The 13,875-nt window shown below is 68.9% G+C and carries 9 protein-coding genes and 1 tRNA gene; 9 read left to right on the top strand and 1 reads right to left on the bottom strand.

The window, feature by feature from the left end; translation table 11 throughout:
* The first annotated feature begins 160 nt into the window (after positions 1–160).
* The 9 genes from dnaA (at position 161) to ACFIF2_RS15175 (ending at position 13,250) form a co-directional block, all read left to right on the top strand.
* The gene (dnaA, locus tag ACFIF2_RS15215; RefSeq protein ID WP_395573159.1) at positions 161–2,140 is read left to right on the top strand and encodes a chromosomal replication initiator protein DnaA; all 1,980 of its coding nucleotides are present in this window, start codon (positions 161–163) and stop codon (positions 2,138–2,140) included.
* Positions 2,141–3,198: 1,058 nt separating this feature from the next.
* Positions 3,199–4,329 (top strand): DNA polymerase III subunit beta, encoded by a 1,131-nt coding sequence (gene dnaN, locus ACFIF2_RS15210; RefSeq protein WP_395573184.1) that lies wholly within the window; start codon positions 3,199–3,201, stop codon positions 4,327–4,329.
* 227 nt (positions 4,330–4,556) lie between these two features.
* A complete protein-coding gene (gene gnd / locus ACFIF2_RS15205) occupies positions 4,557–5,432 on the top strand; it encodes a phosphogluconate dehydrogenase (NAD(+)-dependent, decarboxylating) (protein WP_395573158.1) in 876 nt (291 codons plus the stop codon).
* 63 nt (positions 5,433–5,495) lie between these two features.
* Positions 5,496–6,617, top strand: a complete 1,122-nt coding sequence (gene recF / locus ACFIF2_RS15200) for a DNA replication/repair protein RecF (RefSeq protein ID WP_395573157.1) — start codon at positions 5,496–5,498, stop codon at positions 6,615–6,617.
* Complete coding sequence (locus tag ACFIF2_RS15195; protein ID WP_395573156.1) at positions 6,614–7,174, top strand: DUF721 domain-containing protein; 561 nt, start codon at positions 6,614–6,616, stop codon at positions 7,172–7,174. The genes recF and ACFIF2_RS15195 overlap by 4 nt, the downstream gene beginning before the upstream one ends.
* A 457-nt stretch (positions 7,175–7,631) precedes the next feature.
* Entirely contained in the window at positions 7,632–9,692 is a 2,061-nt protein-coding gene (gyrB, locus tag ACFIF2_RS15190) for a DNA topoisomerase (ATP-hydrolyzing) subunit B (protein ID WP_395573155.1), read from the top strand.
* Between the two features lie 42 nt (positions 9,693–9,734).
* Positions 9,735–12,329, top strand: a complete 2,595-nt coding sequence (gyrA, locus tag ACFIF2_RS15185) for a DNA gyrase subunit A (RefSeq protein WP_395573154.1) — start codon at positions 9,735–9,737, stop codon at positions 12,327–12,329.
* Between the two features lie 18 nt (positions 12,330–12,347).
* On the top strand, positions 12,348–13,073 hold the full coding sequence (locus ACFIF2_RS15180; RefSeq protein WP_395573153.1) for a DUF3566 domain-containing protein: 726 nt from the start codon (positions 12,348–12,350) through the stop codon (positions 13,071–13,073).
* 100 nt (positions 13,074–13,173) lie between these two features.
* Positions 13,174–13,250: transfer RNA gene (locus tag ACFIF2_RS15175), tRNA-Ile, on the top strand.
* Between the two features lie 62 nt (positions 13,251–13,312).
* Here ACFIF2_RS15175 and ACFIF2_RS15170 read toward each other — a convergent pair.
* Positions 13,313–13,651, bottom strand: a complete 339-nt coding sequence (locus tag ACFIF2_RS15170; RefSeq protein ID WP_395573152.1) for a hypothetical protein — start codon at positions 13,649–13,651, stop codon at positions 13,313–13,315.
* Between the last annotated feature and the right edge of the window lie 224 nt (positions 13,652–13,875).

The raw sequence follows: 13,875 nt of genomic DNA, 5'->3' as shown, positions 1-13,875 counted from the left end.
ACACTTGTCCACAGGCTGGGGACAACAACTTGAACCCTACCGGTCGCGCTGACTACCGTGACTGGACTCCGATTCGTTCCCTTATCCCTGCCCCACCCGAGTTTCATCCCGACCCGTCCCCGAATCACACCTTCGAGGGACTCGTGAGAGAGCGTGCCCTGTGGCTGACGTACCTGCCGATCTTGCCGCAGTGTGGCCACGCGTACTGGAGCAACTCCTCGGAGAGGGCCGCGGGCAGGGCGTCGAGTCGAAGGACGAGCGCTGGATCCGGCGCTGCCAGCCCCTCGCGCTGGTCGCCGACACCGCCCTGCTCGCCGTACCGAACGAATTTGCGAAAGGCGTACTGGAGGGCCGCCTCGCCCCCGTCGTCAGCGAAACCCTGAGCCGGGAATGCGGCCGCCCCATCCGCATCGCGATCACCGTCGACGACACCGCCGGCGAACCCGCGGGCCCCACCCCCCAGGCACCGCCCACCCGCCCCCAGCCCCGCTACGAGGAGCCCGAGCTCCCCGCCCCGGGCCAGGGCCAGGGCCAGGGCGGCCGCGACGAGTACGAGGGATACGGCCGCCACCGCGCCGACCAGCTCCCCACCGCCCGCCCCGCCTACCCGCAGGAGTACCAGCGCCCCGAGCCCGGCTCCTGGCCCCGCCAGCCGCAACAGGACGACTACGGCTGGCAGCAGCAGCGCCTCGGCTTCCCCGAGCGGGACCCCTACGCGTCCCCACCGCAGGACGGGTACGACCAGGAGCCGTACCCGCAGGACAAGTACCCGCAGAACTACCGCCCGCAGGCACCCGAACGCCCGTCGTACGACGCCCAGCGCGGCGGCTCCCAGCGCGGCGACTACGAACGTGCCGACTACGAACGCGGCGAGTACGAACGCGGCGGCGACTACGAGCAGTCCCGCAAGGACTACGACCAGCAGCGCGGTGATTACGACCAGCAGCGCGGCGACTACGAGCAGCGTCCCCCCCGCCGCGACCTCCCCGAGCCGCCGCCCGGATCCGGCCACGTCCACCGCGGCGGCCCCGTCGGCCCCGGGCCCGCCACCGGTGCCCCCGGCCCGCTGGCCGCGCAGCCCGCGCCGGCGACCGGGCCGGGCGAGCCGACCGCGCGCCTGAACCCGAAGTACCTCTTCGACACCTTCGTCATCGGCGCGTCCAACCGCTTCGCCCACGCGGCGGCCGTCGCCGTCGCGGAAGCACCCGCGAAGGCCTACAACCCCCTCTTCATCTACGGCGAGTCGGGCCTCGGCAAGACCCACCTCCTGCACGCCATCGGGCACTACGCGCGCAGCCTCTACCCCGGCACGCGCGTGCGGTACGTGAGCTCCGAGGAGTTCACCAACGAGTTCATCAACTCCATCCGCGACGGCAAGGGCGACAGCTTCCGCAAGCGCTACCGGGAGATGGACATCCTGCTCGTCGACGACATCCAGTTCCTCGCGGACAAGGAGTCGACGCAGGAGGAGTTCTTCCACACCTTCAACACGCTCCACAACGCCAACAAGCAGATCGTGCTCTCCTCCGACCGGCCGCCCAAGCAGCTGGTCACACTGGAGGACCGGCTGCGGAACCGTTTCGAGTGGGGCCTGATCACCGACGTCCAGCCGCCCGAGCTGGAGACGCGCATCGCGATCCTGCGCAAGAAGGCCGTGCAGGAACAGCTCAACGCGCCCCCGGAGGTGCTGGAGTTCATCGCCTCGCGGATCTCGCGCAACATCCGCGAGCTGGAGGGCGCGTTGATCCGGGTGACGGCGTTCGCGTCGCTCAACCGGCAGCCGGTCGACCTGGGCCTGACGGAGATCGTCCTGAAGGACCTCATCCCCGGCGGCGAGGACTCGGCACCGGAGATCACCTCCACGGCCATCATGGGCGCGACCGCCGACTACTTCGGCCTCACCGTCGAGGACCTGTGCGGTACCTCGCGCGGGCGCGCGCTGGTGACGGCCCGGCAGATCGCGATGTACCTGTGCCGCGAGCTGACGGACCTCTCCCTGCCGAAGATCGGCGCGCTGTTCGGCGGCCGGGACCACACCACGGTGATGCACGCCGACCGCAAGATCCGCAACCTGATGGCCGAGCGGCGCTCCATCTACAACCAGGTGACCGAGCTGACCAACCGCATCAAGAACGGCTGACGGCCGCCGGAACCACTCCCGACGAGGCGCCCCCACGGAGACCTGGGGGCGCCTTTTCCATGCCCTGGCGGCGATTTCCACGCCGCGCCGCCGGCGGCTTCCCCGCCCCACCACCGGGCCTTGCACGCCTCACCGTCGGCGCCTTGCACGCCCCGTCGGCGGCGGTTTCCGTGCCTCGGTGCCGCCGCGTACGCCCCCGACCCGCCCCTCGCACCGGCTCGCACCGGCTCGTCCCGTCCTCGGCTCCCCCTGCGGCTCGCACGCACGCTCCCCCCGGTGTTCGAATACCTGCCGGGTTACGGCCGCTCTCCACAGATTCGGTGACTTTTTTCCGTCCACACCTTGGGGACTGGGAAGTTGTCCCGATCCTGTCCACAGGCCAGAGTGTTGAAGGATCATCAGGCCAGGTCAGCTGCCTGTGGATTCGTGGACGAACGATCTCCACAGGCTGTGGACGAAGAAATGATCCACAGGCTGTGCATCGAGTTGTCCACCGGCAACCCACAGGCTGGAGCCGGTTGTCCCCAGCGATCCCCAGCTTCTCCACATGCCTGTCCACTGTTCGGCAACGTGACGCGCCCTCTCACCGCCCCGAGTGAAAGGCGTCACACCAAGGTGCCAGGTTGGCCTGTGGGAAAGTCGGGTAAAACTGGGGACGGCGCTGGGGAGAAGTCGCCCTTGCCTGTGCACGGAGTGTGCAGAACTTTCTGTTCTCCACAGATACGCCCGGTTGTCCACCGGCTCCGCCCACAGGCCCGGTGGACAAAGTTCGTGCTCTGACCTGGGAAAACGAGGTTATCCACGGTATCCACAGGCCCTACTACTACTCCCGACTAGAGAGAGTGCGGAATCCGTTTCGAAGCGGGGCCTGTGCACAACTCGCTCTCTCGAGCCCGACCGCCCCTCGGCACGACTTGACCCCGAACGGCACCTACTGTCAGTGGGGTGCGTCAGACTGGTCCCCGGTGTTCTGCCCCCGAGGGGGACCGATGACACCGACCCAGACGACGAAGGCCAGGCAGGGCGAGCAGCGCCGGCAACAGCAGGAGGCGGCAACAGTGAAGATCCGGGTGGAACGCGACGTACTCGCGGAGGCAGTGGCCTGGGCGGCTCGCAGCCTCCCGGCCCGTCCGCCGGCGCCGGTCCTCGCGGGCCTGCTGCTGAAGGCCGAGGAGGGGCAGCTGAGCCTGTCCAGCTTCGACTACGAGGTCTCCGCGCGGGTGTCCGTCGAGGCGGAGATCGAGGAGGAGGGCACGGTCCTCGTCTCGGGCCGTCTGCTCGCCGACATCTCCCGCGCCCTCCCCAACCGGCCGGTGGAGATTTCCACAGACGGTGTACGGGCGACGGTGGTCTGCGGCTCCTCGCGGTTCACCCTCCACACCCTGCCGGTGGAGGAGTACCCGTCCCTGCCGCAGATGCCGGAGGCCACGGGCACCGTCCCGGGCGAGGTCTTCGCCGCTGCCGTGCAGCAGGTGGCCATCGCCGCGGGCCGCGACGACACGCTGCCCGTGCTCACCGGTGTGCGCATCGAGATCGAGGGCGACTCGGTGACCCTGGCCTCCACCGACCGGTACCGCTTCGCGGTCCGCGAGTTCCTGTGGAAGCCGGAGAACCCGGAGGTCTCCGCGGTCGCCCTGGTGCCCGCCAAGACGCTCCAGGACACCGCCAAGGCGCTGACCAGCGGTGACCAGGTGATCCTGGCGCTGTCGGGCTCCGGTGCGGGCGAGGGCCTGATCGGTTTCGAGGGCGCGGGCCGCCGGACGACGACGCGGCTGCTGGAGGGCGACCTCCCGAAGTACAAGACGCTGTTCCCGACGGAGTTCAACAGCGTCGCCGTGATTGAGACCGCCCCCTTCGTGGAGGCCGTCAAGCGCGTGGCCCTGGTCGCCGAACGCAACACCCCGGTGCGGCTCAGCTTCGAGCAGGGTGTGCTGATCCTGGAGGCCGGCTCCAGTGACGACGCACAGGCTGTGGAAAGGGTTGACGCCCAGCTGGAGGGCGACGACATCTCGATCGCCTTCAACCCGACGTTCCTGCTGGACGGCCTGAGCGCGATCGACTCGCCGGTGGCCCAGCTGTCCTTCACGACGTCCACGAAGCCGGCGCTGCTCAGCGGCAAGCCCGCGGTGGACGCCGAGGCGGACGAGGCCTACAAGTACCTGATCATGCCGGTGCGGCTGAGCGGCTGAGCGGCTGGATGCCCTGAGCCCGGCAGGGGTGCGACGTCGGTTGTCCCGGTTGTCCACAGGGTGAGGACAAACCCGCAGGTGGGGGCGTACGTCTGAGCGCGTACGCCCACAGCTGTGCACGGACGTCCGGGTTTAGGCTCGGACGTGGGTACGAAAGTGCCGCGGCACGCATCCGGCGGGTCAGGACGTGCCGTCCCGCCACCTCGCACACCTAAGGAACGCAACTGATGGAGCTCGGTCTCGTCGGCCTCGGCAAGATGGGCGGCAACATGCGCGAGCGGATCCGCCGCGCGGGCCACACCGTCGTCGGATACGACCGCAACCCGGACCTCGCCGACGTCCACAGCCTCGAGGAGCTTGTGGGCAAGCTCAGCGCACCGCGCGTGGTCTGGGTCATGGTCCCGGCCGGTGAGGCCACCCAGGCCACCGTCGACCGCCTCGGGGAGCTGCTGGAGCCCGGTGACGTGGTCGTCGACGGCGGGAACTCCCGCTGGACGGACGACGAGAAGCACGCCGGGGAGCTGGCCGCCAAGGGCATCGGCTTCGTCGACTGCGGCGTCTCCGGCGGCGTCTGGGGCCTGGAGAACGGCTACGCGCTGATGTACGGCGGCGACGCGGAGAACGTCGCCAAGGTGCAGCCGGTCTTCGACGCCCTCAAGCCGGAGGGCGACTTCGGCGCCGTGCACGCCGGCAAGGTCGGCGCGGGCCACTTCGCGAAGATGGTCCACAACGGCATCGAGTACGCCATGATGCAGGCCTACGCCGAGGGCTGGGAGCTGCTGGAGAAGGTCGACTCCGTGGAGAACGTCCGCGAGGTCTTCCGCTCCTGGCAGGAGGGCACGGTCATCCGTTCCTGGCTGCTGGACCTGGCCGTCAACGCGCTCGACGACGACGAGCACCTGGAGGGCCTGCGCGGCTACGCCCAGGACTCCGGTGAGGGACGCTGGACCGTGGAGGCCGCCATCGACAACGCGGTGCCGCTGCCGGCGATCACCGCGTCGCTGTTCGCGCGGTTCGCGTCCCGGCAGGACGACTCGCCGCAGATGAAGATGATCGCCGCGCTGCGCAATCAGTTCGGCGGGCACGCGGTCGAGAAGAAGTAGGCAGTACCCGAGGGCCGAGGCCCGAAGGTCAACACCCGAAGGTTGGGAGGTCGGCGAACGACCATGCACGTCACGCATCTGTCGCTGGCCGACTTCCGTTCGTACGTCCGGGTCGAGGTCCCGCTGGACCCGGGCGTCACCGCCTTCGTCGGTCCGAACGGGCAGGGCAAGACGAATCTCGTCGAGGCGGTCGGCTATCTCGCCACCCTCGGCAGCCACCGGGTGTCCTCCGACGCGCCCCTGGTGCGCATGGGCGCCGAGCGCGCGGTGATCCGCGCGCAGGTGAAGCAGGGTGAGCGGCAGCAGCTGATCGAGCTGGAGCTGAACCCGGGCCGCGCCAACCGTGCCCGTATCAACAGGTCCTCGCAGGTCAGGCCGCGTGATGTGCTCGGCATCGTGCGCACCGTGCTGTTCGCGCCGGAGGATCTCGCGCTGGTGAAGGGCGATCCCGGTGAGCGGCGCCGCTTCCTGGACGAGTTGATCACCGCCCGTTCCCCGCGGATGGCCGGGGTGCGCTCGGACTACGACCGGGTCCTCAAGCAGCGCAACACCCTGCTGAAGTCGGCGGCGCTCGCCCGCCGGCACGGGGGTCGCACGATGGACCTGTCCACGCTGGACGTCTGGGACCAGCACCTCGCGCGCGCGGGCGCCGAGCTGCTCGCCCAGCGTCTCGATCTGATCGCCGCCGTGCAGCCGCTGGCCGACAAGGCGTACGAGCAGCTGGCCCCGGGGGGCGGTCCCGTCACCCTGGAGTACAAGCCGTCGGCGCCCGGCGAGGCGCACACGCGCGAGGACCTCTACGAGCAGCTCATCGCAGCGCTCGCCGAGGCCCGTAAGCAGGAGATCGAGCGGGGCGTCACCCTGGTGGGGCCGCACCGGGACGATCTGCTGCTGAAACTGGGCTCGCTGCCCGCCAAGGGGTACGCCTCCCACGGCGAGTCCTGGTCGTACGCGCTGGCGCTGCGTCTCGCGTCGTTCGACCTGCTGCGGGCGGAGGGCAATGAGCCGGTCCTCGTCCTGGACGACGTCTTCGCCGAGCTGGACGCGCGGCGTCGAGAGCGGCTGGCGGAGCTGGTGGCGCCCGGTGAGCAGGTGCTGGTGACGGCCGCGGTCGACGACGACGTGCCGGGGGTGCTGGCGGGGGCGCGGTTCTCGGTGGCGGAGGGGTCGGTGGAGCGCGTATGAGCGCGGACGGGCCGGTTCCGGAGCAGGCGCCCGGTGCGGGCGGCAAGGCGCCGCAGCCCTCGGGTGTCGATCTGGCGCGCGTGGCGCTCAGGGCGGCGCGGGAGGCGGCACGCGCGCGTGGGGACGCGGCGCAGCAGAAGAAGCAGGCGCGGCGTGGCGGGCTGCGCTCGGGGGCGCGGGCCGACGGCCGTGATCCGATGGCGCTGGGGTCGGCGATCAACCGGCTGATCACGGAGCGCGGCTGGGAGACGCCGGCCGCGGTGGGCGGGGTGATGGGCCGGTGGCCGCAGATCGTCGGTGAGGACGTGGCGAAGCACTGTGTGCCGGAGCGGTACGACGAGGACGAGCGGGTGCTGGTGGTCCGTTGTGACTCGACGGCCTGGGCGACGAATCTGCGGTTGCTCGCGCCGACGCTGGTGGCCCGTCTCAACGAGGATCTCGGCCATGGTTCGGTGCGGGTGATCAAGGTGCTGGGGCCGGGGGGTGCCGGTCCGGGGCGGCGGTACGGGCCGTTGCGCGCGCCCGGGAGCAAGGGGCCGGGCGACACCTACGGGTGACCTTCCGGTGGTCGGCGGGGCGGTCCGCGGGGGCTCTGGCGGCCCGTCAGGCGTGGGTGATGTACCTCACATTATTGGGCGTCTTCGGTGGGTGTGAACCGTCGGCGCCCTCCTTGTCGTGCCACCGCACACGGTTGCGAATCGCGATCTGACTCCCAAGTAGCCAAGGGTTGACGCCCCGAAGCGCTGAGTGCCGCTGTGAGCCTCCTGGGGCCCCCATCCGCATATCGGGAGTCGGACGAGCCTGGTTCAGGGCGGCACATGCGGACTCAGGTACCGGCAAACCCCCATCAGTGTCAGTGCTACCGGTAGAATGGAAGACAATCCCGCCCCGATCGTGGGGACCGTCCGGGACGACGCTGAGCAACGCTGATCAAGGCTTACCAACGCAACATGCCGCAGCCGCTCCGGCAACCGCCGACGAGCCCGGCTCGTGCTGTGCCAGAAAGGGCGCTTCGTGGCCGATTCCGGCAACCCCAACGAGAACAACCCGTCCACCGACACCGGCGTGAACGACGCGGTGGGCACCTCGTCCGGCGAGGTGCCCACTTCGTACGACGCCAGTGCCATCACCGTCCTCGAGGGTCTGGACGCGGTCCGCAAGCGACCGGGTATGTACATCGGTTCGACCGGTGAACGCGGTCTGCACCACCTGGTGCAGGAGGTCGTGGACAACTCCGTCGACGAGGCGCTGGCGGGCCACGCGGACACGATCGACGTCACGATCCTCGCGGACGGCGGTGTCCGGGTCGTCGACAACGGCCGTGGCATCCCGGTGGGCATCGTCCCCTCCGAGGGCAAGCCCGCCCTCGAGGTCGTGCTGACCGTGCTGCACGCGGGCGGCAAGTTCGGCGGCGGCGGCTACGCGGTCTCCGGTGGTCTGCACGGCGTGGGTGTCTCCGTGGTCAACGCCCTCTCCACGCGGGTCGCGGTCGAGGTCAAGACCGACGGTCACCGCTGGACGCAGGACTACAAGCTGGGTGTCCCCACGGCGCCGCTGGCCCGGCACGAGGCCACCGAGGAGACCGGTACGGCGGTCACCTTCTGGGCCGACGGCGACATCTTCGAGACCACCGACTACTCCTTCGAGACGCTCTCCCGGCGCTTCCAGGAGATGGCGTTCCTCAACAAGGGTCTGAGGATCAACCTCACCGACGAGCGCGAGTCGGCGAAGGCCACCGCCGGTGCGGACGAGGCGGGCGAGGACGAGAAGCACGAGGTCAAGACCGTCTCGTATCACTACGAGGGCGGCATCGTCGACTTCGTGAAGTACCTCAACTCCCGCAAGGGAGACCTGGTGCACCCCACGGTGATCGACCTCGAGGCCGAGGACAAGGACAAGAGCCTGTCCCTCGAGATCGCGATGCAGTGGAACGGCGGCTACACCGAGGGCGTGTACTCGTTCGCCAACATCATCCACACGCACGAGGGCGGTACGCACGAAGAGGGCTTCCGCGCGGCGCTCACCTCGCTGATCAACAAGTACGCGCGGGACAAGAAGCTGCTGCGGGAGAAGGACGACAACCTCACGGGTGACGACATCCGCGAGGGTCTGACCGCGATCATCTCGGTGAAGCTGAGCGAGCCGCAGTTCGAGGGCCAGACCAAGACGAAGCTGGGCAACACCGAGGTGAAGACCTTCGTCCAGAAGGTCGTCTACGAGCACCTGACCGACTGGCTCGACCGCAACCCGAACGAGGCCGCGGACATCATCCGCAAGGGCATCCAGGCGGCCACCGCGCGTGTGGCGGCCCGCAAGGCCCGCGACCTGACCCGTCGCAAGGGCCTGCTGGAGTCGGCTTCGCTGCCGGGCAAGCTGTCCGACTGCCAGTCGAACGACCCGACCAAGTGCGAGATCTTCATCGTCGAGGGCGACTCCGCCGGCGGCTCCGCCAAGTCCGGCCGGAACCCGCAGTACCAGGCGATCCTCCCGATCCGCGGCAAGATCCTCAACGTCGAGAAGGCGCGCATCGACCGGATCCTGCAGAACCAGGAGATCCAGGCGATGATCTCCGCGTTCGGCACGGGCGTGCACGAGGACTTCGACATCGAGAAGCTCCGCTATCACAAGATCATCCTGATGGCGGACGCCGACGTCGACGGCCAGCACATCAACACCCTGCTGCTGACCTTCCTGTTCCGCTTCATGCGGCCGCTGGTCGAGGCCGGGCACGTGTACCTGTCCCGCCCGCCGCTCTACAAGATCAAGTGGGGCCGGGACGACTTCGAGTACGCGTACTCCGACCGCGAGCGCGACGCGCTGATCGAGATGGGCCGCAACGCCGGCAAGCGCATCCGCGAGGACTCCGTGCAGCGCTTCAAGGGCCTCGGCGAGATGAACGCCGAGGAACTGCGCATCACGACCATGGACCAGGAGCACCGCGTCCTCGGCCAGGTCACGCTGGACGACGCCGCACAGGCCGACGACCTGTTCTCGGTGCTGATGGGCGAGGACGTCGAGGCCCGGCGCGCGTTCATCCAGCGCAACGCCAAGGACGTCCGCTTCCTCGACATCTGAGTCGGTCTCAGCTGACCGCACCAGGAAGGACCTTCACCAGCAATGACCGACGAGAACACTCCTGTGACGACGCCCGAGGGTGACGCCCTGGCGATGCGTGTCGAGCCCGTCGGGCTCGAGACGGAGATGCAGCGCTCGTACCTCGACTACGCGATGTCCGTCATCGTCTCGCGCGCGCTGCCCGACGTCCGGGACGGCCTCAAGCCCGTCCACCGCCGGGTGCTCTACGCCATGTACGACGGCGGCTACCGCCCCGAGCGCGGCTTCTACAAGTGCGCCCGCGTCGTCGGCGACGTCATGGGCAACTACCACCCCCACGGCGACTCCTCCATCTACGACGCCCTGGTCCGCCTCGCCCAGCCCTGGTCGATGCGGATGCCGCTCGTCGACTCCAACGGCAACTTCGGCTCGCCGGGCAACGACCCGGCGGCGGCCATGCGCTACACCGAGTGCAAGATGGCGCCGCTGTCGATGGAGATGGTCCGCGACATCGACGAGGAGACCGTCGACTTCACGGACAACTACGACGGCCGCTCCCAGGAGCCGACCGTCCTGCCGGCCCGCTTCCCGAACCTGCTGATCAACGGCTCGGCCGGTATCGCGGTCGGCATGGCGACCAACATTCCGCCGCACAACCTGCGCGAGGTCGCGGCCGGCGCCCAGTGGTACCTGGAGAACTACGAGGCCAGCCACGAGGAGCTGCTCGACGCGCTCATCGAGCGCATCAAGGGCCCCGACTTCCCGACCGGGGCGCTCGTGGTGGGCCGCCGGGGCATCGAGGAGGCGTACCGCACCGGGCGCGGCTCGATCACCATGCGCGCGGTCGTCGAGGTCGAGGAGATCCAGAACCGCCAGTGCCTGGTGGTCACGGAGCTGCCGTACCAGACCAACCCCGACAACCTCGCGCAGAAGATCGCCGACCTGGTGAAGGACGGCAAGATCGGCGGCATCGCGGACGTCCGCGACGAGACGTCGTCCCGCACCGGCCAGCGCCTGGTCATCGTCCTCAAGCGGGACGCGGTCGCCAAGGTCGTCCTGAACAACCTGTACAAGCACACCGACCTGCAGTCGAACTTCGGCGCCAACATGCTGGCCCTGGTCGACGGTGTGCCGCGCACCCTCTCCCTGGACGCGTTCATCCGCCACTGGGTGAACCACCAGATCGAGGTCATCGTCCGCCGGACCAAGTTCCGGCTGCGCAAGGCCGAGGAGCGGGCCCACATCCTGCGCGGCCTGCTCAAGGCCTTGGACGCCATCGACGAGGTCATCGCGCTGATCCGGCGCAGTGACACGGTCGAGATCGCGCGCGGCGGCCTGATGGACCTCCTGGAGATCGACGAGATCCAGGCCAACGCGATCCTGGAGATGCAGCTCCGCCGACTGGCCGCCCTGGAGCGCCAGAAGATCGTCCAGGAGCACGACGAGCTCCAGCGGAAGATCAACGAGTACAACGAGATCCTCGCCTCCCCGGTCCGCCAGCGCGGGATCGTCAGCGAGGAGCTGGCCGCGCTCGTCGAGAAGTACGGCGACGACCGCAAGACGAAGCTGATCCCCTACGAGGGCGACATGTCCATCGAGGACCTGATCGCCGAGGAGGACATCGTCGTCACGGTCACCCGGGGCGGCTACATCAAGCGCACCAAGACCGACGACTACCGCGCCCAGAAGAGGGGTGGCAAGGGCGTGCGCGGCGCGAAGCTCAAGGAAGACGACATCGTCAACCACTTCTTCGTGTCCACCACGCACCACTGGCTGCTGTTCTTCACCAACAAGGGCCGGGTCTACCGGGTGAAGGCGTACGAGCTGCCCGACGCCGGCCGGGACGCGCGCGGTCAGCACGTGGCGAACCTGCTGGCCTTCCAGCCGGACGAGACGATCGCCCAGATCCGCGCGATCCGCGACTACGAGGCGGTGCCCTACCTGGTCCTGGCCACCAAGGCCGGTCTGGTGAAGAAGACGCCGCTGAAGGACTACGACTCGCCGCGCTCCGGTGGCGTGATCGCCATCAACCTGCGCGAGCAGGAGGACGGCAGCGACGACGAGCTGATCGGAGCCGAACTCGTCTCGGCCGAGGACGATCTGCTGCTGATCAGCAAGAAGGCACAGTCGATCAGGTTCACCGCCTCGGACGACACGCTGCGCCCGATGGGGCGCGCCACCTCGGGCGTAAAGGGCATGAGTTTCCGCGAAGGGGACGAGCTGCTCTCGATGAATGTTGTTCGAGCCGGTACGTTCGTGTTCACTGCCACTGACGGCGGTTACGCGAAGCGGACCTCCGTCGACGAGTACCGCGTCCAGGGCCGCGGCGGCCTCGGCATCAAGGCTGCCAAGATCGTCGAGGACCGCGGATCGCTCGTGGGCGCGCTGGTGGTCGAGGAGCACGACGAGATCCTCGCCATCACACTCTCGGGCGGAGTGATTCGCACGCGAGTCAGCGGGGTCAGGGAGACGGGCCGTGACACCATGGGCGTCCAACTGATCAATCTGGGCAAGCGCGATGCCGTCGTCGGCATCGCACGCAACGCCGAGGCGGGACGCGAGGCGGAGGAGGTCGACGGCGATGTGGTCGTCGACGAGACCGCCGAAGGTGCCGCGACCACCGGCACGGACGAGGGTGAGGCGCCCTCGGACGAGTAGCACGAGGAGAGAGTCATCGTGAGCGGAGCCACGGGCGCCGGATCGGCCGGTACCTCCAGGGGTACGGAAACGGACGGCGGCGGCCGTGGCTCCGCCGCGCGTGCGACGGATTCGCACACGACTCAACTGCGCAAGATCGACGACGGAGCGCCCGATTCGCACGCGGCGAGCTCGTCCAAGACGCATGGATCCCAGGGGGGAACTGTGACGGACACCCGAGGCCAGCAGACGCAAGCGGCGGCCTCGCCGCTGCCGGGCGAACGGCAGCCCCAGCAGCCCGGCGGGCCGTACCACCCGCCGCAGGCCTACCAGACCCAGGGCGGCAACGCGTCCGCCGTGCGCCGTCCGCGCACCGGCGCGCGCACCACCCCCCGCGTCCGCAAGGCTCGGCTGCGGGTGTCGAAGGCCGACCCGTGGTCGGTGATGAAGGTCAGCTTCCTGCTCTCCATCGCGCTCGGCATCTGCACGATCGTCGCCTCCGCCGTGCTGTGGATGGTCATGGACGCCATGGGCGTCTTCTCCACCGTCGGCAGCACCATCTCCGAGGCGACCGGCTCGAACGAGTCCAACGGCTTCGACCTGCAGTCCTTCCTGTCGCTGCCCAACGTGCTGCTGTTCGCGACGGTCATCGCGGTCATCGACGTCGTCCTCGCGACGGCCCTGGCCACCCTCGGCGCGTTCATCTACAACCTGTCCGCCGGCTTCGTCGGCGGCGTGGAGCTGACGCTCGCCGAGGACGAGTGAGCGCCGCTCACCGGTCTCACGCCAACCGATTTTGGGACTGCCCGCCTCGTGCGCTAATCTTCAGGAGTCAGCGCGCGGGACACACACCGCAGAGCGCGGCGGGGCTATAGCTCAGTTGGTTAGAGCGCATCCCTGATAAGGATGAGGCCACAGGTTCAAATCCTGTTAGCCCCACCAGCGAGAAGACCCCCAGTCGATACCGGCTGGGGGTTTTCGCGTCCGGCTTCCCGGCTGTCCGGTCAAGCGGAGGCGGCGGCGAGGCGGGCCACGCCCCACAGGATGACCAGGTCGAGCGTCATCACACTGATCGACCACAGGGGGTAGTAGGGGATGAACATGAACTGGGTCACCAGGCTGATCGCGGCGATCGTCACCGCCGCCGCGCGGCCCCAGCTCATCGCCCGCAGCACCGCCACCCCGACCAGCACCAGCGCGACACCCACGACGAGGTGGATCCAGCCCCAGCTGGTGAGGTCGAACCGGTACTCGTAGTGGCGTGGCACGCCGAACAGGCGGTCCTTGGCGATGCCGGCGATGCCCTGGAGGATGCTCAGCACGCCGCTGATGAGGAGCGGCACACCGAAGTACCTCATCGGTCCGGCCGACGGGCCATCGTTCTGGGCGCCTCTGGTCTCCTGCCGTGCTCCATGAGGCATGTCCACCATGACCTGTCGACCCTTCGTCTCGGGGGCGGCCGTCACCGCGCCTTACGGCGTGGCGGGAAGCGAACGCATCCCTTCACGGTCACAGCGTCACCCCGAAGCGGTCGCGCGGCGACCGCACTGGGGCATACGGGTCTGTT

It is taken from the genome of Streptomyces sp. BK79 (assembly GCF_044142145.1).
Lineage (GTDB): Bacteria > Actinomycetota > Actinomycetes > Streptomycetales > Streptomycetaceae > Streptomyces.
This window is presented reverse-complemented; position numbering and strand designations above follow the sequence as displayed.

Bases quoted from the DNA above. Each gene is read 5' to 3' on its own strand.
- recF (WP_395573157.1), top strand. From the start codon at position 5,496: ATGCACGTCACGCATCTGTCGCTGGCCGACTTCCGTTCGTACGTCCGG.
- ACFIF2_RS15195 (WP_395573156.1), top strand. From the start codon at position 6,614: ATGAGCGCGGACGGGCCGGTTCCGGAGCAGGCGCCCGGTGCGGGCGGC.
- gyrA (WP_395573154.1), top strand. From the start codon at position 9,735: ATGACCGACGAGAACACTCCTGTGACGACGCCCGAGGGTGACGCCCTG.
- gnd (WP_395573158.1), top strand. From the start codon at position 4,557: ATGGAGCTCGGTCTCGTCGGCCTCGGCAAGATGGGCGGCAACATGCGC.